This is a genomic window from Roseivivax sp. CAU 1753, assembly GCF_054482575.1.
Window position 1 is genome coordinate 25,608 of record NZ_JBTLRF010000008.1, and the last position, 18,799, is coordinate 44,406.

Annotated in this window: 21 protein-coding genes and 1 pseudogene; 13 read left to right on the top strand and 9 right to left on the bottom strand. The window is 60.6% G+C overall.

What is annotated here, in order from left to right:
• Nucleotides 1-9: 9 nt before the first annotated feature.
• The 9 genes from ACXYMN_RS15525 to ACXYMN_RS15565 form a co-directional block, all read right to left on the bottom strand.
• Nucleotides 10-663 (bottom strand): VirB8 family type IV secretion system protein, encoded by a 654-nt coding sequence (locus tag ACXYMN_RS15525; RefSeq protein ID WP_459014637.1) that lies wholly within the window; start codon nt 661-663, stop codon nt 10-12.
• Nucleotides 664-777: 114 nt separating this feature from the next.
• Entirely contained in the window at nt 778-1,587 is an 810-nt protein-coding gene (locus ACXYMN_RS15530) for a type IV secretion system protein (protein WP_459014694.1), read from the bottom strand.
• Nucleotides 1,587-2,741 carry a lytic transglycosylase domain-containing protein gene (locus ACXYMN_RS15535; RefSeq protein ID WP_459014638.1) on the bottom strand — a complete coding sequence of 385 codons (1,155 nt, stop codon included), beginning with the start codon at nt 2,739-2,741 and terminating at the stop codon, nt 1,587-1,589. The genes ACXYMN_RS15530 and ACXYMN_RS15535 overlap by 1 nt, the downstream gene beginning before the upstream one ends.
• Complete coding sequence (locus ACXYMN_RS15540) at nt 2,731-2,898, bottom strand: hypothetical protein (RefSeq protein ID WP_459014639.1); 168 nt, start codon at nt 2,896-2,898, stop codon at nt 2,731-2,733. The genes ACXYMN_RS15535 and ACXYMN_RS15540 overlap by 11 nt, the downstream gene beginning before the upstream one ends.
• Nucleotides 2,895-5,270 carry a VirB4 family type IV secretion/conjugal transfer ATPase gene (locus ACXYMN_RS15545; protein WP_459014640.1) on the bottom strand — a complete coding sequence of 792 codons (2,376 nt, stop codon included), beginning with the start codon at nt 5,268-5,270 and terminating at the stop codon, nt 2,895-2,897. Before ACXYMN_RS15545 ends, ACXYMN_RS15540 begins: the two co-directional genes overlap by 4 nt.
• Nucleotides 5,260-5,538: a VirB3 family type IV secretion system protein gene (locus ACXYMN_RS15550; protein WP_459014641.1), complete on the bottom strand. Its 279-nt coding sequence runs from the start codon at nt 5,536-5,538 to the stop codon at nt 5,260-5,262. The genes ACXYMN_RS15545 and ACXYMN_RS15550 overlap by 11 nt, the downstream gene beginning before the upstream one ends.
• A complete protein-coding gene (locus ACXYMN_RS15555; RefSeq protein ID WP_459014642.1) occupies nt 5,531-5,824 on the bottom strand; it encodes a TrbC/VirB2 family protein in 294 nt (97 codons plus the stop codon). The genes ACXYMN_RS15550 and ACXYMN_RS15555 overlap by 8 nt, the downstream gene beginning before the upstream one ends.
• A complete protein-coding gene (locus ACXYMN_RS15560; RefSeq protein WP_459014643.1) occupies nt 5,821-6,435 on the bottom strand; it encodes a lytic transglycosylase domain-containing protein in 615 nt (204 codons plus the stop codon). Before ACXYMN_RS15560 ends, ACXYMN_RS15555 begins: the two co-directional genes overlap by 4 nt.
• Nucleotides 6,436-6,478: 43 nt before the next feature.
• The gene (locus ACXYMN_RS15565) at nt 6,479-6,832 is read right to left on the bottom strand and encodes a hypothetical protein (protein WP_459014644.1); all 354 of its coding nucleotides are present in this window, start codon (nt 6,830-6,832) and stop codon (nt 6,479-6,481) included.
• Between the two features lie 218 nt (nt 6,833-7,050).
• On the opposite strand from ACXYMN_RS15565, the gene ACXYMN_RS15570 reads away from it, so the two are divergent.
• From ACXYMN_RS15570 to ACXYMN_RS15630, 13 genes and pseudogenes are all read left to right on the top strand, one after another.
• Nucleotides 7,051-7,296, top strand: a complete 246-nt coding sequence (locus ACXYMN_RS15570; protein WP_459014645.1) for a hypothetical protein — start codon at nt 7,051-7,053, stop codon at nt 7,294-7,296.
• Nucleotides 7,297-7,420: 124 nt separating this feature from the next.
• A complete protein-coding gene (locus ACXYMN_RS15575) occupies nt 7,421-7,678 on the top strand; it encodes a helix-turn-helix domain-containing protein (protein WP_459014646.1) in 258 nt (85 codons plus the stop codon).
• Between the two features lie 170 nt (nt 7,679-7,848).
• Nucleotides 7,849-8,088, top strand: coding sequence for a hypothetical protein (locus ACXYMN_RS15580; RefSeq protein WP_459014647.1), 240 nt, complete (start codon nt 7,849-7,851; stop codon nt 8,086-8,088).
• Between the two features lie 995 nt (nt 8,089-9,083).
• Nucleotides 9,084-10,154: a YncE family protein gene (locus ACXYMN_RS15585; RefSeq protein ID WP_459014648.1), complete on the top strand. Its 1,071-nt coding sequence runs from the start codon at nt 9,084-9,086 to the stop codon at nt 10,152-10,154.
• Between the two features lie 34 nt (nt 10,155-10,188).
• Nucleotides 10,189-10,887, top strand: a complete 699-nt coding sequence (locus ACXYMN_RS15590; protein ID WP_459014649.1) for an MBL fold metallo-hydrolase — start codon at nt 10,189-10,191, stop codon at nt 10,885-10,887.
• Nucleotides 10,809-11,570 (top strand): MBL fold metallo-hydrolase RNA specificity domain-containing protein, encoded by a 762-nt coding sequence (locus ACXYMN_RS15595; protein WP_459014650.1) that lies wholly within the window; start codon nt 10,809-10,811, stop codon nt 11,568-11,570. Before ACXYMN_RS15590 ends, ACXYMN_RS15595 begins: the two co-directional genes overlap by 79 nt.
• Before the next feature lie 26 nt (nt 11,571-11,596).
• On the top strand, nt 11,597-13,069 hold the full coding sequence (locus ACXYMN_RS15600; protein WP_459014695.1) for a thymidine phosphorylase family protein: 1,473 nt from the start codon (nt 11,597-11,599) through the stop codon (nt 13,067-13,069).
• Nucleotides 13,066-14,004 (top strand): ribose-phosphate diphosphokinase, encoded by a 939-nt coding sequence (locus tag ACXYMN_RS15605; protein WP_459014651.1) that lies wholly within the window; start codon nt 13,066-13,068, stop codon nt 14,002-14,004. Before ACXYMN_RS15600 ends, ACXYMN_RS15605 begins: the two co-directional genes overlap by 4 nt.
• Complete coding sequence (locus ACXYMN_RS15610; protein ID WP_459014652.1) at nt 14,001-16,355, top strand: copper-transporting P-type ATPase; 2,355 nt, start codon at nt 14,001-14,003, stop codon at nt 16,353-16,355. The genes ACXYMN_RS15605 and ACXYMN_RS15610 overlap by 4 nt, the downstream gene beginning before the upstream one ends.
• Nucleotides 16,352-17,446: a Rossmann-fold NAD(P)-binding domain-containing protein gene (locus ACXYMN_RS15615; protein WP_459014653.1), complete on the top strand. Its 1,095-nt coding sequence runs from the start codon at nt 16,352-16,354 to the stop codon at nt 17,444-17,446. The genes ACXYMN_RS15610 and ACXYMN_RS15615 overlap by 4 nt, the downstream gene beginning before the upstream one ends.
• Nucleotides 17,443-17,665 (top strand): annotated as a pseudogene (locus ACXYMN_RS15620) (amino acid permease); the annotation flags it as partial. The gene ACXYMN_RS15615 and the pseudogene ACXYMN_RS15620, both read left to right, overlap by 4 nt.
• A gap of 136 nt (nt 17,666-17,801) precedes the next feature.
• Complete coding sequence (locus ACXYMN_RS15625; RefSeq protein ID WP_459014654.1) at nt 17,802-18,065, top strand: DUF2933 domain-containing protein; 264 nt, start codon at nt 17,802-17,804, stop codon at nt 18,063-18,065.
• Nucleotides 18,062-18,787 carry a methyltransferase family protein gene (locus ACXYMN_RS15630; protein ID WP_459014655.1) on the top strand — a complete coding sequence of 242 codons (726 nt, stop codon included), beginning with the start codon at nt 18,062-18,064 and terminating at the stop codon, nt 18,785-18,787. The genes ACXYMN_RS15625 and ACXYMN_RS15630 overlap by 4 nt, the downstream gene beginning before the upstream one ends.
• Nucleotides 18,788-18,799 lie beyond the last annotated feature (12 nt).

Sequence of the window (18,799 nt, forward strand, 5' to 3'; positions counted from 1 at the left end):
ACAACAACGTCAATTCTCCAATCTGTCGGAGCGGATGGAATATTCGAGAACGGTGAAGCCGAAGGGGTTCGTCCAGACCTCATCGATGGAGCGGCGGGTCTCCGGGCGGAACTCGAAGAGAAGCGTCGCAGTGAAGAGGCCGGTCTGGGTGCCGTTGATGGAGGTCAGCCGCTTGCGCAAGCGCACGGTGGCGCGGTTGGTTCCGATCCGGTTGATGCTGAGGATTTCCACGTCGAGCCGAGCATTGGGGCCATAGACCGTCGGCGGGTAATTCTCGTTGGCGCTGTTCCAGATCTGGCGCAGTCCGCTCTCGGCAGCTCCGTCCGAGCGGCGCAGGACGCTGCGGATGCGCAGATCGTTGTCGATCTGGTTATAGACCTCCCGGTCGGCCACGTAGCGGAACACCTCCGCCTCGATGATCGCCTGGTTGGCGGTCACCGAGGAGGCGCCCACCGAGGCTTCGGGGAGTGCAAAGCCGGTGGCGGGATCATAGGGGACAACGACGGGGGGCGGGTCGACATCGAGGATCGAGACAGCCGCGGCACTCAGACAGCCGATGATACCGAAGACAAGGCCCATCAGGCCAAGGCGTTGCCAGAGCCGTTCGCGGCGCAGGGCACCATAGACCAGTTCTTCCTCGATGATTTCTTGTTCAGTCGCCACCAGTCATGCCCCCGCTCGGCGTTTCGAAATGAGTTGAATCGGTTCTTCGCTGCCTCTCGCTGCGCTCGAACGCGAAAACCGATATTTGTTTTTGGGGATCAATTTCGAAATGCCTTAGTCTGCCCGGAGGTCCGGCAGGGTGAAGTCCATGAAGCGCTGTTCTTCGGCGATGGTGGCGGCATCGATCACGCCGCCGGTGCCATCGCCCACGGTCTGGATGGCTTCGAGTTGCCACATGGCGACCAGCGCAATGGCGAGCTCCGCGGTCACGCGCGTGTTGAGATCGATGCTTTCCTTGAGTTCGTCCATGTCGTCGATGAGTCCGACAAGGCGGTCGACCCGCTCGAGCGATTGGCCGGCATCCTCATAGCTGTTCTGGGCCGCCGCTGAGACAAGGGCACCGGTGGTGGCCTGCGTCGCCACGCGGTTGGCCCCGGGATTGCCGCTCGTGGCCATTTCCGAGAGGGTGTCATCGTCAAATCCGAGATCGGCCAGCACCCGATCCATCTGGGTTTCGATTTCGCCTGCGCCGGAGCCCGAGAGGCCCGAGAAATCCCCAGTCTTGATCGCCTCAATCGTGGCGAGGATGTCCCCGAACTCTTGGTCGAGCAGACCGTTCAGCTCGTCTTCCATTTCCGTCCTGATGATATCTGGAAGCTCGGCAAGGCGGGTCAGCGCCTCGTAGGTGCGCTGCAACTCCGCGAGTTGATCCGTGAGTGTGGCAAGCTGTTCGCGGAGCTGCGTCAGCTGCTCGTTTTGCAGGATCTCGTCTTCGATCATCTGCCGGAGCTGCTGGATGTTTTGAGCGATGTTCTGGGTGTCGACGACGGGCACGCCTTGTGCTGCGGCAGGGGGTAGGGCGCCGAGATGCAAGCCAACCCCAAGTGTCGTGGCCAAAACTGTCCTCAAGAGCAGATGTCCCATCATTCAATCTCCCTGATCGTAAAATCCATAAACACGCCTTCGGCCATGCGAGCGCTGGCCCAGGCCAATTCTTCGGCAGAGAGGACGCGGGTGCGGGCGGCCTGAAGCCGGATGCGGGCAGCCACGAGGCGCACCAGTTCGGCGCGGGCATAGGTGTTGAGCGCGACGCTCTCCTGCACATCCTCGGTTTCGGAAATCCGCGTGACGATGTCGGAAATGCGCAGGGCGGCTTGGCGGATCGCGGCGGGTGAGTTGCTGCCATAAAAGGCCGCCCCATGACCCGTGAGCGAGAGGTTGGCATTGGCGAGAAGCGCCGGGTCGATCGTGCCAAGCGCATCGATCCCGCCGATACGGCTCAGATAGAGATTGTAGCGCTCCGGGATGACCTGGACGTAGTGCTGGGTCTCGCGGAAGGGTGGCACGCCGCCATACTCGAAAACCCGGCCGGGTCCGGCGTTATAGGCCGCGAGGGCGTTGATGATGTTGCCATCGAATGTGTTGAGCTGGGTCGCGAGATAACGCGCGCCGCCATGCACCTGCAGATAGGGGCTGTCATAGTATTCCGGGTTGATGCCGAGATCGCTGGCGGTGCCCGGCATGATCTGGGTGAGACCATAGGCGCCGACGGGAGACCGTGCCCCAATCGTAAACCGGCTTTCCTGCCAGATCAGCGCTTGCAGCAACGCGCGCCACTGGACGGGCGAGAGCCCTGCGCGGCCAACACCTGCAAAGCCGCTGGTCTCCTGGGCCACGCGGATGATGAGCTGCTCGATGTTCTCGGCGGCATCCCCGAACATCTGCGCACCGCCGGGATTGGGATCGATCTCGCCCGTGCCATAGACGGCTTCCACGGAACGGTCCGGATCGCCGCTGCCGCTCTCCAGCCCCGAGACCATGGCTGGTAAGCCCTGGCCGCCAAAGCTGGTCTGGGCATCGAGGATGCGTTGCAGGGTTTCCAGTTGCTCGCGTTCGATCTCGGCAATGAGCTCGCGTACGGCGAGCTTATCGGCCTGCAGGGCCAAGTCGGCCTCGCGATCGCCTGTTTCGACGATATCACGCGCGGTCAGCCCACTGTCATTGGTCGGCACACCTTGGGATAAGGCGGCGCCAGGCAGCAGGCAAAGGGCCAGGATATGAGGCAGGCTAGACTTCAATGTCGCGATCCGGGGTGCCGAGCGGTGCGAAGTGGCAATCCTGGGCTGTCGCTGCCGTCGAGGCGAGAAAGGAAAAGCAATTGGCCTGCGGCTCCCGATACTGGGTGCAGGAGGCCAGCGCGCCGAGCGCAGCCAAAGCGATAAGAATACGGATCATGAAAGCCTCCAGAAGTCTGGGCGGTCGCGGTAATCTGCGCCAACAAGCGCTTCGCCTTTCTCCATGCCGCCGAGGATGGTGAGATTGGGCCCAAGGGCGCTCAGATCGGCATCGACGACGATGGAGCCTTGGTCATCGCGGATCAGCGCCAAACGGCTGTTGCTGCCCGTGTTGAGAAGGACGTCGAGCTCCTTCGCCGTGAGGTTCAGCATGGCGTAATCGGACGCATTGGCGCGGATATTGGGGAGCAGGATCTGCGTCGGCACCGCCTCGATGATGGTCTTGCCGGTCCGGGTGCGCTCGAGCTGGCTCGCGTATTGCGTCATCATCACCGCGACGGTGTTCTGCTTGCGCGCGGTCACCAGCCAGTTCGACAGCCGCTCGGCGAAATACGCGTTATCGAGGGCCTTCCAGGCCTCGTCGATCACGATGATGGTGGGGCGGCGATCCTCGATCTCGCGTTCGACCCGGCGGAAAAGATAGGAGAGGACCGCCATCCGCTCCTTGTCGGCCTCGCTGTCGAGAATACCGGTCAGATCGAAGCCCACCACATCGCCTTTGAGCGAGAAGGTGTCCTCGAGGCTCTGCCCGAAGATCCAGCCATAGCGGCCGTCTTCGGTCCACTCGAGCAGGCGCTGGTGCAGATCGCCGCCATCATCGGTGGACACAAAAAGCGATGCGAAATCCCGCCAGTTCCGCAGGGCCGGATTGGAGGCCTGTGCGTTCTGGCGGACGACTTCCTGGATGCGGTTGGTCTGTGCGGGCGTCAGGGGCTTGTCAGCGCGGTAGAGCAGGGTTGCGAGCCAGTCCGAGAGCCAAGCGGTGCCGCGTGCATCGGTTTCGGTCCAGAGCGGATTGAGCCCGGTGGCTTGCCCGGCTTTCAAGGACGCATAGCGCCCGCCATTGGCTCGGACCGCCATCTCCATACCGAGACGGTAGTCGAAGACGAAGATCCGTGCCCCCGCTCGACGGGCCTGCGTCATGAGAAAGGCGGAGAGAACTGACTTGCCAGAGCCCGGCCTGCCCATGATCAAGGTGTGCCCGCTGGTGGGTTCTTTGTCGGGGCTGCCCTGCTCGTGATAGGAAAACCGATAGGCGCTTTGCTCCGGCGTGGGAAACAGGGTGATGACTTTGCCCCAGGGCAGTTTGCTGGCGGGTTTGCCAAGCTGCGTCCGGTGGAAGGCGGCAAAATCCGCGAAATTGCGATTGGTGATGGCGCTGGCGCGCACGCGCTTGGGCTGGTTGCCGGGATGCTGGCTGAGGTAATGGGCCTTGGCCGCCACCCGCTCGCCAATCATCTTTACGCCTTCGGCCGCGGCGGCGTTGACGATCTCGGCGCTCAGGGTCTGCAGCTCGTCCAGCGTGTCGCAGTAGATCGTCACGACCATGTGGTGTTCGCCAAAGCTCTGACGCTTGGCCTCGAGATCATCGGCCGCGATATCGAGCGCTTCCATCAGCGAGAGGGCCGCATCCTGCGAGGCCTGCATCTGGCGCTTCTGTCGTTTGATCCGGCCCGCCATGAGGCTCGAATTGATCGGGGTGAAGGAATGCGTGACGATCATGTCGACCGGCAGGTTCAGCATGTCGAACATGGTGCAGGAGGTGGCCTCGGAGTATTCCCCGATGGTGAAGCTCTTGCCGTAGCGATGCCCCACGACGCCTTCGGAAAGTTCGAAGTGATCGTCGAGGAAGATCACGCGGGTGTTAGCGACGTTGAAGGACAGGAAGCCGTATGTATTGGCGGGATAGAGCGGCAGCTCGCGCCCCGTGTTGAGCGCCCCGAGAAAGCCGATGAGCTCGCCGCTCTTCGCGGAAAGGACATGCGGGTTCAGCTCCGTCAGGCCCGAGAGGAAGACATTCACGGCCTCGCCCAGGCGGCGCAGGCGTTTCTGGGTTTCTTCCTTGAAGCGATCCGGCGCGCTGCGGCTGAGGAACGGCAGGAAACTCTTCGGGGGAGGGCGGTGGATCACCGTGAGGGTAAGCGTCTTGTCCCTGAGCCCACTCGTCTCAAGCTTCTTGTGCCAGAGCCGGTCGACCTCGCCTGCGAAGCTGTCCTCGCGCACCGGCTCCAGTCCTGGCGCAATCGCCTTGGAAACCTTGTGGACATAATAGCTGAACTCCGGTCCCAGCTGCGCGATGATCCGGGCAAAGAGCGCCGTCACCTTGTCGAGATAAGCGTCATCCGTCGTATAGCTGTTGACCCCGTCGAGCCGGATGCACTGGAAAAGCTCGTTCACCCGCGTCCGGACTGTCTGGTCATCGACCAGGCTGACATAGGGAAGCATATGCGCGAGCCGCGTCTCTCGCGCATACCAGTCCGGCGTCAGGGTGCGGGGATCAAGCGTTTCGTCCTGGGCTTTATTAGGGCGCATAGCTGTCCCCGCCGTGTCTGCTTCGGTTCCGGGTGGGCGGCGTTTCCTGCAGCGCGGTCATCATCACGTCGATAAAGCGCGGATCCCAATCGGCGGCCTTCCAGAGCACCGGATAGAGTAGGGCGGCGACACCAAGCACCGCGATGTGCTGGACCCAGACGAAAAAGAGCACCGAACCGAAGAGCCAGACCATCGCGTACATGATGGGCAGGCCCAGAAGCTTGGGCGGGCGTACGAGGCCCAGAAAGAGAGGCGAACGCTCAGCCACCGGCAAAGACCGCGGCAACGATGGTGGGGGCGGCGGCAACACCGGCGATCCCGACGAGGACCCAGAGCGCCTGGCGCAGATCGATGATATTGAAAAACCAGCTCAAGAAAACGCCGAGGACCGCGAGCGTCGCGATGACGACGCCGAGCGGGCCGGTCAGCGCATCGACAATGCCTTGCAACAAGCTTTGGATCGGGGAGAGATCGATGCTCTGTGCAAGGGCGGGTTCGGCAATCAGCAGGAATAGCGCCAAGCTGGCAATGAAGAGCGTTGAAACCTGTCTCATGAATTTGATCCTTCCAATCGGGTCACGACGGCCATCACGCGGGCCACGTGGTTCTGGGTTTCTCTGTATGGGGGAATGCCGCCATATTGGCGCACGGCGTCGGGTCCGGCGTTGTAGGCAGCAAGGGCGAGGCGCGGATCGCCGAAGCTCTCCAGCATCATCGCGAGGTAGCGGGCCGATCCGTCGAGGTTTTGCTGCGGATCACGCGGGTCGACGCCGAGATCGCGTGCCGTGGCGGGCATCAGCTGGCCAAGACCGATGGCCCCCGCGCTGGAGATTGCATCCTGCCGATATGCGCTCTCTACCTCGATATTGGCGCGGTAAAGGGTCAGCCACTCCGTGACGGACAGCCCCGCGCGGCGAAGACCGGGATGGCCAGCATAGCGCAGGGCGGTGGCTTCAATGGCAGTAAGAACATCCGCACGGGGTAGGGGAGCAGGCCGCGAGAGGGCTACCATCTGGATTTCGTCTGGCCCAACGTCAGTCTCACCGAGGATCGCCAGCCCATCAGCCGCAGACCCTTGACCAATGCCGTCATTGTAGTTGCGGGCAAAACTGCTTTGGGAGCGAGATGGGGTCAGGGAGCCATCGCTCTCCATGACCAACACCATCTGCGCAGAAGCTGGAGTGGTCAGAAACCAGAAGAGAAAAAGGCTACTTGCTACCGCCTTTGTCGGTTGCCGTGAGCTTATGCGCGGTCCGCTGGCCTTCCTCAAGTGGCACATCGGCATTGGAAAACCCGATGCCAATGAGGAAGGAGACCACGCCGGTGATCGTCTTGAACTCGCGGATCTTGATATCGTTATACGTGGTGCGAGTGCGGGCGGTGACCAGGAGCTTTTCCACGCCCTCGTCAGAGACGGCACGCATGATCCAGACCCCGTAATAGCTCGGGCCCTTCTTGTGTGCCGATTCCTGGCACAGGATTTCAGCGCTATAGCCGCTTTCCACGAGTTCGCGGAAACGCGCTTCCGTAACCACATTTGGTGCTTCGATGTCCCAGTTCATGGCCCGGCCCACGCTTTCTCCAAAAACGCAACGCCTGGGCATTCCTACTTGAAGCCCAGAGTTACGATAGTATATTAATGACCGCAAGATATATTGCGACAGATACGGCTGTATCTCGGTTACTCAAACTCTAGGCACGGCCATTGGCGTCTATCAAGGAAATAAGAGGTTCTAGAAACCTGTGGTTGCGGAGCCTGCTTGCTCTGCAAGCCATAGCCATGGTCATCCTCCTCCCTGGCGCAAGTTCCGCGGAATCCTGTCTTCCACCGCCCCGTCCCTTCCTGCCAAGCGATTCGCAAGCGGCCCGTGACTACACCGACCTCATCCGCGCCGATTTCGAGAGCTACATCCAAGATATCCAAAGCTATTTTCGTTGCCTGGACGACGAACGCGCCCGTGCGTTCGAGGAAGCGCGGGAGGTCAGCGAGGACTATGGACGATTCTTGCAATTGGTAGGGGATTGATGGGCTATCCAGGGAAGATCAGACTTGTAGCCCATGGAAACCCGACGCCGATAACACCCTCAAATATCTACTTTTTAGATAACAGATTTCATCCGCTAGCGACGTCACAAAAGGTATGTGACGCGTGGCGAAAACGATCAGAAGCAAAGGACAAGAGGCTTTGTGCCAGGCGTTGGTCGACGCCCGGATTAAAGCGGGACTCAGCCAACAACAACTGGCCGCCAAACTCAAGCGGCACCAGTCGTTTGTTGCGCGTCTTGAAAGCGGCGAACGGCGCATCGATGTCGTCGAATTCACCGTCTTGGCACGGATCATCGGGTTCGAGAAAGATGAGGTTTTGTCGATTGTCGAAGCCGCCACGGAGTCCGACCACAGGATTTGAACAGAATGATATTTCAAAGACAGCAAAGCGTATTTTTCGCGGTGTGAGTATCGCTCCCTCAAGGAAGCCCAACTAACCAAAATCAACGAAGTCCGGCGCGCGGTCGTAGTGAACGCTCTGCAACCCCATGCCGCAATTCGCAGCGCCACAGTGCAGGAAGTCAGTAAACAGTGAACGAAGATGAGGTCGAAGGCGTCGCGATTGCGAATTTGATCGGGACGGACGAGTGTAGTGTTGTCGGTTGGGTGTATCGCTGGAATACCGGCGCGCTCGCAGTGCGGTGGAACGTCAGCGGTCCGCAGCGGGTTTCAAGCATTCAGCCGGACCTCGGTGATGCGGAGAAGGGTGAAATTGACTTCGATGGCTTGAAGAGAATTCGAAGACGCGGCAGCGGGAAAGATCGGCCGTAGCAACGTCGAAGCTCAATGCGGATGGCAGTTGAGAAACAGTACCCGGAAGAAACTGGACCTCGAGAACGTTTGTGGCGAAGGCCTCGAACTTGCCCAAAGTGTCGGATGCTGCACGGTGAACCAACCGATAGAATGGGCGAGGCCGTTCGCTGCGGGTGCGAATTGGCGGGGGATAGGCAGTAAAACGGCACCCAGTCTTCGTTTTAGCATGCATGGCAGCCCCAAATGCTCTGAGTGGTTTCAAAGGTACGATGCAATGGCCTTGCCCAAATTCGAAACTCACAGAAATTTTACTGGGATCCCGTGTCAGCGCGCCTTGACCTTACAGTTACTGGATACCCTATCTATTGGTGACAGCGCTTACCCAAAACTTGGCACATCTTGATCTGCGTCATGGTGAAAAATGCGACAAATGCTATGGGAAGTCACCAATCTTGGAGTTCAACGTGGCTAATGCATCGGTATATTGGAAGAAATTGACCCGGTATGTCGGTACGGCAATTCTGTTGCTTTCAATTGCAATAACAACCGCGAACTCCGCGTCCCACCAGCTCGAAATGGAAAGTATTGGGCTCGACCCAGTTTCGGTTGTTACCACACAGACCGCGTTCGCATTGGATGAAGTCTTGGAGTCGGAAGATTCAGACTATTCCTATTGCCCGGACGGGTTTTTGTGCCATTCGCAACCAGTTCTGCAGAGCACGTCCTTTCGCGTGAAAGTTAGGCATTTGCTTTCTGGCACCGTGCGACCTGACTCAGGAATCTCGTTGACTGGGCGTTCTACAGACGTCGAGATCCCTCCGCCGCTTCGCGAGCGCGCCTGACGCGCAACTTCGGGAAAAACGCACTTCCATTACACTTTACCGATTGCTGCGCGTCGCCGCCCTGACGCGGTGCCGAACCTGTGGTGGTTCGCGGTTCCGACAAGGCGAGTCAAACAGTTCATCGGAAGATGAACCCACAATCGAAAACCAAATCGAAAAAGGCTCCACACCATGAAATGCAATTCTGTATTTACGATAATCGTCGCGGCAACGGCTTTCTCGGCCACAACAACCCTGGCAGGGACGGATCGCGTCTTTATTCCCGAAGGAAGCGCGGATGCAGTCAGGATAGTCGATGCCACATCAGGAGCGGTTCTTGGGCGCATAGACGACATCCAGGCCGTTCATGGGCTCGCCGGCCACCGAAATTCTCCATATCTGATAGCCGGCAGCTACATGGAATCTGACCGCGAAGCTCTCGCCGACATGGCAACGCCCTCGGATGTCAGCGAAGACGAACATGTCGCCCATCACGCCAAACCGAAAGAGGTCCTTGGGCCGGCAGATGCGGGCGTGAGCCTGTTGTCGGTCATCGACGCGGCCAGCGGCAAACTACTCCGAAAGATCGAGGTCCCCGGTGCCGTGCATCACGTCGCGATTTCGCCGGACGGGCGGTTCGCTGTATCGACCCACCCCAATGGCGACGGCATTTCTGTTGTGGATCTCGAAACCTTCGAGCTGTCCGCCTGGGTCCCCACGGGCGCAATGCCGAACTACGTCGGCTTTGGCACCGATCCGAGCGTCGCTTATGTGTCGAATGCCGGCAACGGTACGGTCAGCGAGGTTGATCTCGAGATCGGCATTGTTCGCCGAAACATGATCGCGGGCGAGGCGCCCGAGCATCTGGCCATAAGTCCGGACAAAGGCTCTATGTTTGTCGCTGACGCTGACATCGGGCGGGTCGTCGAGATAGAGCTCGCAACCGGCAGGGAATCGCGCACCTTTGAGATCGGCGGCGAGATTCACGGATTGGATCTTTCCGAGGACCAAACCCACCTCATTGTCGCCGCGAAGGAAACCGATCGACTTGTATCGATCGACCTCGACTCCGGCAAAATTATCAGCCGCGCGCTGTCCCCCGCCCCCTATCACCTGACGACGATTCCCGGGACCGGGACGGTGTTCGTCTCCAGCCGTGACGAGCCCAAGGTATGGATTGTCGATGCCGACACGCTGAAAGCCACGAAGGAATTCCCGATCGAGGGTGAAGGGCATCAGATGGTGGCGATGGGGAACGAGTGATCCGCCGCACTATTCCCTGCGAAAGGAGGTAACGATGAGCTTTCACGGTCAACCAACGCTTCGGTTTCTCGGCGCAGCCGGCACCGTGACCGGCTCGCGCTATCTGGTCGAGTGGGGTCGCCGGAGGATTCTGTTGGATTGCGGATTGTTCCAGGGTTTCAAGCAATTGCGGCGCCGCAACCGGAAACCTTTTCCGGCGCGTCCAAGTACGATTGACACGGTCCTTCTGACCCACGCGCATCTGGATCACTCCGGTTACCTTCCGGCGCTGATCCGCGCGGGGTTTCGTGGCCGGGTTCTGTGTACCCCGGCCACGAAGGAGCTGTGCGGCCTGATCCTGCCCGACAGCGGACACCTTCAGGAAGAGGAGGCAAAATACGCGCGCCGTAAAAAGTACTCAGACCACAAGAAACCGAAGCCGCTCTACACGTTAAACGATGCCAAAGCGGCGCTGGAGCAGCTTGCCACCGTCGACTTCGAGCAACGCATCGATCTGGGTGACGGCATCTACGCAGAGTTCATTCCGGCCGGACATTTACTAGGTGCGGCGCAGATCAGGCTGACGCTCAACGGCACCACCGTGCACTTCAGTGGCGATTTGGGCCATGACAAGGACCCACTGATGCGGGACCAGTGCCGTTTGGTGGGGCGGACGTGCTGGTGTGCGAATCCACCTATGGTAACCGCAAGCACTCCGATATTTATCCGGAGGCAGAGCTTGTGCCGGTGCTGAAGCGCGTGTTCGCGCGCGGCGGTACCGTGCTGATCCCGTCGTTTGCCGTCGGGCGGGCGCAAGGACTGATGTACCACATCGCCCGCCTGATGAAGCGTGACGAGATTCCGTATGTCCCGGTCTTCCTCAACAGTCCGATGGCTGTGGATGCGACCGAGATCTACCACCGGCACCACGACGAGCACCATGTCAGTTGGGAAGACTGCGTGAACATGTTCCGCGTGGCCAAGCGGGTAAACACGGTCAAGCAGTCGAAGGCGCTCAATACCCGGCAGGGCCCCATGATTATCATTTCGGCGAGCGGGATGCTAACGGGCGGGCGTATCCTGCACCATTTGATCAGTTTCGGCGGAGATCGGAGGAATGCGATCATCTTGTCGGGATTTCAGGCCGGTGGAACGCGCGGTGCAACGTTGGCAAACGGGCAGCGAAAACTGCGCATTTTCGGACGTGAGCATCGGATCGACGCCGAGGTCGTACAACTCGAGACATTTTCGGGCCATGCGGATGCAGACGAAATCCTGACCTGGATGGATGCCGGGCGGCCGCCGAAGATGACATATCTAACCCACGGCGAGCCAGAGGCCGCGGACACGTTGCGCCGCCGGGTTGCGCATGAGCTGGGGCGCAATGCCCGCGTGCCCGAACATCTGGAAACCATCCGTCTGGACGCGCCGAAATGAATGACGAACACAATACTTTGGCCCTGATGCCCGCCGGGATCGATACTTACCGCCAGCCGGTGGTCTACATGCGAGAGGACTGCCACCTGTGCCGCTCGGAGGGTTTTGCCACCCATACCCGCATCGAGGTGGAGGTAGCGGGCAAACGGATCATCGCAACGCTCAACGTCGTCACAGGCGGCGATTGGCTGCCGCCGCATATCGCCGCTCTCAGCAACGCGGCCTGGGATGCTCTGGGGCCAGAGACAGGGGCAATAGGCCGGTTTTCGCACCCCGAACCTCCTGCATCGGCCTCGGCTATCCGCACCAAGGTTTATGGTGGTCGGCTGGACGGCGACGCCTGTCGTGCCATCATCGCCGATACGATGGACCGCCGACTGTCCGACCTAGATCTCGCTGCATTCGTGACGGCCTGCGCGGGTGACAGAATGGACGAGGCTGAAACCATCGCGCTGACAGTGGCGATGCGCGATGCCGGAAAGCGGATGGACTGGGGCGCGGGGCCTGTGCTGGACAAGCATTGCGTCGGCGGCCTACCGGGCAATCGGACAACGCCGATCGTGGTGGCGATCGTGGCCGCAGCCGGGCACCTGATCCCCAAGACATCCAGCCGCGCCATCACTTCACCCGCCGGAACCGCTGACACGATGGAAGTTATGGCACCGGTCGCGCTGGACATCGCTGCCTTGCGCCGCGTGGTCGAAACCGAGGGCGGCTGCATCGTCTGGGGCGGTGGGCTGGATCTCAGCCCGGCCGACGACATGCTGATCCGTATCGAGCGCCCGCTCGACTTTGACAGCGAGGGGCAGATGGTGGCCAGTATCCTGTCCAAAAAGGCGGCTGCCGGGTCCAACCACGTGCTGATCGACATGCCCGTGGGACCGACCGCCAAGGTGCGCTCGGTTGACGCCGCGCAGATGCTCACAGACCGGTTACGGGTCGTGGCTGACGCTTTGGGTCAAGAGATCGCCATTCATCTCAGCGACGGGTCGACCCCGGTGGGCCGGGGCATTGGACCGGCGCTGGAGGCACATGACGTTTTGGCAGTTCTTCGGCGCGCGCCGGACGCGCCTGCTGACCTGCGCGAAAGGGCGTTGGATGTTGCCGGCGCCCTGCTTGATCTTGCTGGAGACGACGGACGACAACGGGCAAAAGAGATATTGGACAGCGGTGCGGCCGAGGCGACCTTCATGGCGATTTGCGCCGCACAGGGTGGGTTCACCGAACCCGGTCAAGCGCCGCAGCGGCAAGTGGTTGCCGCCGCCCGCGCAGGTGTGATCGCAGCTATCGATAACCGCCGCATCGCCAAGATTGCCAAACTGGCCGGCGCACCGGGGCGCAAGACGTCCGGCGTTGTGCTGCTGGCACGTGTCGGGGATGCGGTCGAGCGGAACCAGCCGCTTTATGAAATCCACGCCGAAACCCCGGGCGAACTGGCATGGTCTAGGGACTATGCCGACAGCGGTGAGAACCCGTTTGGAATCGAGGATCCCCGATGACCCCACTTTTTCTGGCATTTCCCGGCATGGAGCCCCAGTCGCACCGCATCGCCGATCTGATGGATGGCGAGACGCATCCGGTCGTACTCCACCAGTTTCCCGATGGCGAAACGCTGGTCACTCTTCCGCAGGGCGTCGACGGGAGGGCGGTCAGTGTCGTGGCCAGCCTGCGCGATCCTGACCGGCTGGCCCTGCCGCTGCGCTTTGCCGCCGAAACCGCCCGCGAATTGGGGGCGGCCAGCGTCGGCCTGATTGCGCCTTATCTGAGCTACATGCGGCAGGACCGGCGATTTGCACCCGGTCAGGCGATCAGCGCGCCGATTTTTGCCCGATTTTTTGAACAATCCTTTGACTGGCTCGTTACGGTCGATCCGCATCTGCACCGCATTTCTGCGCTGGAGGAGGTATTCCATTTCCCGGCACTCAGGGTCGCCTCAGCCCCGCTGATTGCGGAGTGGATCGCGGCGAACGTGCCTGATGCAGTGATCCTGGGCCCCGACAGCGAAAGCCAGCAATGGGTGGCCGACGTCGCCGCTTTGGCCGATAAGCCGTATGAAGTGCTGACCAAGGTCCGCTCGGGCGACCGGACGGTCGAAATCAGTGTGCCGGAAAGCACGGCTTTGATGCAGGGCACGCCCGTTGTCCTTGATGATATCGCGTCGGCCGGGCGGACGATGACGCGGGCCATTGAACTCCTTCACGCCGCCGGAACCAAGCCGCCGGTCTGCATCATCATACACGCCGTTTTTGCTGGCAACGCCTACCATGATATCCTTGCCGCAGGTGCAGAGCGGGTCATTACGACCGACAGCATACCGCATGCCAGCAACGCCATCGGGCTGGCCCCTTTGCTGGCTCCGGCCGTGCAATCGGCCGCGCGGGCCGCGCGAGACAAAAGCCGGATTTCCGAAACACCAATGGAAGCACAAAAATGAAAAATCACGATCATCACACCAATGCCGAGACCGAAGACACGTTCTATGTTTGCCCAATGCACTCTGAAGTGCGTCAGGATGGGCCGGGTGAATGCCCGAAATGCGGGATGCATCTGGTGGCGGCGGCGGAAGCTGAAGCGCACGCGCATCACGATCACCATACCCACGAGCATCATGGCCATGACGAGAGCGTTGATGGTGAATACGATGTGGTGCCAGCCGGATATGAAGGTGCTGTCTACACCTGCCCGATGCATGCGCAGGTGCGCCAGACGCATCCCGGATCCTGCCCCATCTGCGGCATGGGGCTGGAGCTGGAAAGCGCGGCCATGGCAGAGGAAGGCCCCAACCCCGAACTGGTGGATTTCACGCGCCGCTTCTGGGTCGGCACGGTTCTGACCATTCCGCTTCTGGTCTTCACCATGGGGCCCTTTGTCGGTTTTCCGGGCGTGCGCGAGATCTTTGGCGAACGCGCCACGCTTTGGATCGAACTGGTGCTTGGAACCCCGGTGGTCTGGTGGTGCGGCTGGCCCTTCATGGTGCGCGGCTGGAAATCGTTCCGGACCCGAAACCTGAACATGTTCTCGCTGATTTCCATGGGAGTTCTGGCCGCTTGGTTGTTCAGTGTCGTAGCCGTTCTGAAGCCTGACATCTTCCCCGACGGGTTCCGCGACGCCGAGGGTCACGTCGGTGTCTATTTCGAAGCGGCGGCGGTGATTGTCACGCTGGTCTTGCTGGGTCAGGTGATGGAGCTGCGCGCGCGTGAAGGCACCGGCAAAGCGATCCGGGCGCTTCTGGACATGGCGGCCAAGACCGCGCGAATTCTCCGTGAGGACGGCAGCGAAGATGAAATCCTGCTTGAAGATGTCCAGGTCGGAGATCGCCTGCGGGTGCGGCCCGGCGACAAGGTGCCGGTGGACGGCGTCGTGACCGAGGGCCGATCGTCGATCGACGAAAGCATGATCTCCGGCGAACCGATCCCGGTGGAAAAGGTCGCGGGCGATGCCGTGACCGGCGCTACGATCAACGGTACGGGTTCGCTGGTGATCGAGGCCACTCGTGTTGGCGCCGACACCATGCTGGCGCAGATCGTCGAGATGGTGTCGAACGCCCAGCGTTCGCGCGCGCCGATCCAGAAATACGCCGATCAGGTCGCCGGATATTTTGTTCCGGCAGTGATCGCCATTGCGGTATTGGCCTTCATCGGATGGGCGATGTGGGGGCCGGCCCCTGCGCTCAGCTACGCACTGATCGCGGCCGTCGCGGTTCTGATCATCGCCTGCCCCTGTGCGCTTGGCCTTGCTACACCGATGTCGATCATGACGGCCACCGGACGCGGTGCACAAGCGGGTGTGCTGATTAAAAACGCCGAGGCACTGGAGCGGTTTGAAAAGATCGACACGCTGATCGTTGACAAGACCGGTACCCTGACCATGGGTCAGCCTCGGCTGGTAGCGGTATTGCCCGAAGAAGGGCATGACGAGGCCGAAGTCCTAGGTCTTGCAGCGACGCTCGAAAAAGGCTCCGAGCACCCACTGGCTGAAGCCATCGTCGAGGGCGCTGAGGAACGCGGCGTAGCCATGGGCAAGGCAAGCGACTTCGAGGCGGTGACCGGAAAGGGTGTCAAGGGCACCGTCGACGGCAAGTCGGTGGCGTTAGGCAATCGCAAATTGATCGAGGATCTGGGATTGCGCCCCGGCCCGCTAACCGAGGTGGCCAACGCGCGCCGGGACGAAGGCGAGACGGTGATGTTCGTCGTGGTGGAAAATGCGCTGGCCGGGCTGGTCTCTGTCTCTGACCCGGTCAAGGAAACCACGCCTGCCGCACTGAAGGCCCTGCACGAGTTGGGGTTCCGCATCATCATGGCCACTGGGGACAACGAGCGGACTGCCAAAGCGGTCGCCGCACGCCTGGGCATCGACGAAATCCGCGCCGACGTTCTGCCTGAGGACAAGGTGACGATCATCAAGGAACTTCAGGCCAATGGCGCCAAGGTTGCAATGGCCGGTGATGGCGTCAACGATGCTCCGGCGCTGGCCCAGGCTGATGTGGGCATCGCCATGGGCACCGGGGCCGACGTGGCTATCGAAAGCGCCGGGATCACGCTGGTCAAGGGCAACCTCGACGGGATCGTTCGCGCCCGGCGTCTGGCCCGCGCCACTATGCGTAACATCCGCCAGAACCTGTTCTTTGCGCTGATCTACAACGCTTCGGGCGTGCCAGTGGCCGCCGGTGTATTGTTTCCCTTCTTTGGCATTCTCATCAGCCCGATGTTCGCCGCCTTCGCCATGAGTGCATCGTCAATTTCGGTGGTGCTGAATTCGCTACGGCTGAGAAGTGCCAAGATATGATGGGGCGTGTGTGGATTTTAGGCGGAACCGGCAAAGTTGCCACCGAGCTGATCGGACTTTTAACGCCGGATGCGGGTGAGATCATCACAATCTCCCGTCATCCAGCCACCGCGGGCCGCGCACGAGAGCATGTTCAAATGGACCTTTCGCGGCCACTGACACTGCCGGCGTTCAGGTCCGGCGACCGCATCGTCAATCTGACCGAGGCGACAAGCCCGCGCGTCGTTGCCGCAGCGATCAAACGCGGCGCCATCTTCATCGAAACCTCGGCCGCGATCGGCTATGTGAAGTCACTGCGCGGTGCGGCAAGCGACACGGAGGGGTCAGGGCAATTCATAGGCTGCGTTGGCATGGCGCCGGGTCTGACCAACCTTATGGCGCATCGGGTCGTTCAGGATCAACCTGGCACCAGGCACTTGAGAATTGCGGGTGAGCTGGGTTTGGGCGAGCATGCCGGTCCCGCGGCAACCCAGTGGTTCTTCAAGAGCCTTGAGACAAACGGCAAATCGACGTCGTCGCAATCGTTCAAGACTGGCCAGAAGATCTGGAAGGTGTCCTTCGACGCCAGACAACCGAAACGACTTGCCCTGAACTTTCCCTTCGTTGAACGGGAAATTCTGGCCGAGGAGCTGTCGCCACAAGTCGAAACTGTCGAAACCTATCTGGCGCTGTCACCGTCTTGGGTTACGCAGCTACTCCTTTTCGGGTTGAGACTGGGGTTTGGCGGGATGCTGGCCCAAAACGCGCACATGTTGACCAAGCTCGCGCTAGCCGGTCCCACATTCGGCAGTGCGACAACCCGGATCGTCGCGCGGGGGACCGATGCGGCGGGCCAGACTACCGGGTTTTTGCGTCTCGCCACAGGTGAGCAGAGCCGCGCCACAGCCGCGGTGATCGCCGCGGTCGCACGACGATCGAGCGATGAACCGATGCAGCGCATCACGACGATCGCGGATTGGGTGGGTTTGGAGGCAGTCGTCAACGCCATTCGCCAGGCGTGTCGGGGGACTGTTCTGTCTGCCGGGGCGGTACCAGCTGCCGATCCAACTGCCCAGGCATTTAGCAGGCGCGAACAGGAGTTTGGGTCATGACTCATACGCACGATATCACTTCTGATCGCGACAAGATAAATCTAACCAGCGCCGTGGCCATGGGAACTGGCGTGATGACCGGCGCGGGGATTTTCGCGCTGACGGGCCAGATCGCCGGGCTTGCAAAGCCGCGGTTTCCGCTGTCGTTCATTGCAGGCGCAATTGTCACGGCGTTCGGTGCATACCTACATCGCCATGTCGAACCGGTGGCCGTCTTCCTGAGGGGGCTCCTGTTCCCGGTCTTCGGAAACCTAATCAGCCCGAAGTTCACCGCCTTAGCGATGAGCGCCTCGTCGATTTCGGTGGTGCTGAAATCGCTGCGACCGCGCCGCGCAAAAATTTGAAAGGAATACCTATGACAATGCAACACAAGACAGATCAAGAAACCCAGACTGCAAACCCCCAAGCCACGCAGACACCGTCATTCTGGAAATCGCGCGCCGGGATCTATTTGATCGTCGCGCTGGTTCTGGCGGGGCTGCTTTTGGGTTACGAACACCGCGTGCACATATTCGCCAGTAACTGGATCCTCTGGCTGCCACTTCTGATTTGCGTCGGAATGCATTTTTTCATGCATGGAGGCCATGGTGGGCACGGATCCGGAGGCAAAAAATCATGACCGATCCCGAAACTTCCTATGGATTGTGGCTGTTGGTCTTTATCAATTCGGCTGTCTTCATTGTCTTCGCCTTCAGCTTCTTCAAGCCGCAGACATCGCGCGATTGGCGTAGCTTCGGCGCCTTCAGTGCCTTTATCGTTGCACTCTTCGCTGAAATGTATGGCTTCCCACTGACAATCTTTTTTCTTTCCGGGTGGTTGCAGTCAAATTGGCCAGGGATCGACTGGTTCGCCCATGATAGCGGGCACCTGCCGGAAATGATCCTGGGTTGGCGGTCAAATCCGCATTTCGGGCCGTTCCATTTTCTCAGCTTCGCCCTGATCGGTGCTGGCTTCTGGCTGATCTCGCTGGCCTGGCACCATCTCTGGGCAGCGCAGCGGCAGGGACGCCTGGCGATGACGGGACCCTACGCCTGGATCCGGCATCCGCAATATGCCGGCTTCGTTCTCATCATGGCCGGGTTCCTCGTGCAGTGGCCGACGTTGCTCACACTCGCGATGTTCCCGGTGCTCGTCTGGATGTATGTGCGCCTCGCCCGGAGTGAGGAAGCTGACAGCGCCTCGCGTTTCCGCGACACATGGGCCTCGTATGCGGCGCAAGTACCCGCTTTCTTCCCGCGCAAAAATCACCGTGCCACTCGTTTCCAAACGACGAGCATCCAGAACCCGGTACTCGACTCAAACCGCAATCCAACTGCAACTCGGCAGGACAAGGAATTGTGAATTCGCTGCCAT

What these genes read in the sequence shown, in the direction of transcription:
- ACXYMN_RS15530 (WP_459014694.1), bottom strand. Translation starts at nt 1,587, where the DNA reads ATGGGACATCTGCTCTTGAGGACAGTTTTGGCCACGACACTTGGGGTT.
- ACXYMN_RS15540 (WP_459014639.1), bottom strand. Translation starts at nt 2,898, where the DNA reads ATGATCCGTATTCTTATCGCTTTGGCTGCGCTCGGCGCGCTGGCCTCC.
- ACXYMN_RS15545 (WP_459014640.1), bottom strand. Translation starts at nt 5,270, where the DNA reads ATGCGCCCTAATAAAGCCCAGGACGAAACGCTTGATCCCCGCACCCTG.
- ACXYMN_RS15555 (WP_459014642.1), bottom strand. Translation starts at nt 5,824, where the DNA reads ATGAGACAGGTTTCAACGCTCTTCATTGCCAGCTTGGCGCTATTCCTG.
- ACXYMN_RS15560 (WP_459014643.1), bottom strand. Translation starts at nt 6,435, where the DNA reads ATGGTGTTGGTCATGGAGAGCGATGGCTCCCTGACCCCATCTCGCTCC.
- ACXYMN_RS15565 (WP_459014644.1), bottom strand. Translation starts at nt 6,832, where the DNA reads ATGAACTGGGACATCGAAGCACCAAATGTGGTTACGGAAGCGCGTTTC.
- ACXYMN_RS15570 (WP_459014645.1), top strand. Translation starts at nt 7,051, where the DNA reads ATGGTCATCCTCCTCCCTGGCGCAAGTTCCGCGGAATCCTGTCTTCCA.
- ACXYMN_RS15585 (WP_459014648.1), top strand. Translation starts at nt 9,084, where the DNA reads ATGAAATGCAATTCTGTATTTACGATAATCGTCGCGGCAACGGCTTTC.
- ACXYMN_RS15590 (WP_459014649.1), top strand. Translation starts at nt 10,189, where the DNA reads ATGAGCTTTCACGGTCAACCAACGCTTCGGTTTCTCGGCGCAGCCGGC.
- ACXYMN_RS15600 (WP_459014695.1), top strand. Translation starts at nt 11,597, where the DNA reads ATGCCCGCCGGGATCGATACTTACCGCCAGCCGGTGGTCTACATGCGA.
- ACXYMN_RS15605 (WP_459014651.1), top strand. Translation starts at nt 13,066, where the DNA reads ATGACCCCACTTTTTCTGGCATTTCCCGGCATGGAGCCCCAGTCGCAC.
- ACXYMN_RS15610 (WP_459014652.1), top strand. Translation starts at nt 14,001, where the DNA reads ATGAAAAATCACGATCATCACACCAATGCCGAGACCGAAGACACGTTC.
- ACXYMN_RS15615 (WP_459014653.1), top strand. Translation starts at nt 16,352, where the DNA reads ATGATGGGGCGTGTGTGGATTTTAGGCGGAACCGGCAAAGTTGCCACC.
- ACXYMN_RS15625 (WP_459014654.1), top strand. Translation starts at nt 17,802, where the DNA reads ATGACAATGCAACACAAGACAGATCAAGAAACCCAGACTGCAAACCCC.
- ACXYMN_RS15630 (WP_459014655.1), top strand. Translation starts at nt 18,062, where the DNA reads ATGACCGATCCCGAAACTTCCTATGGATTGTGGCTGTTGGTCTTTATC.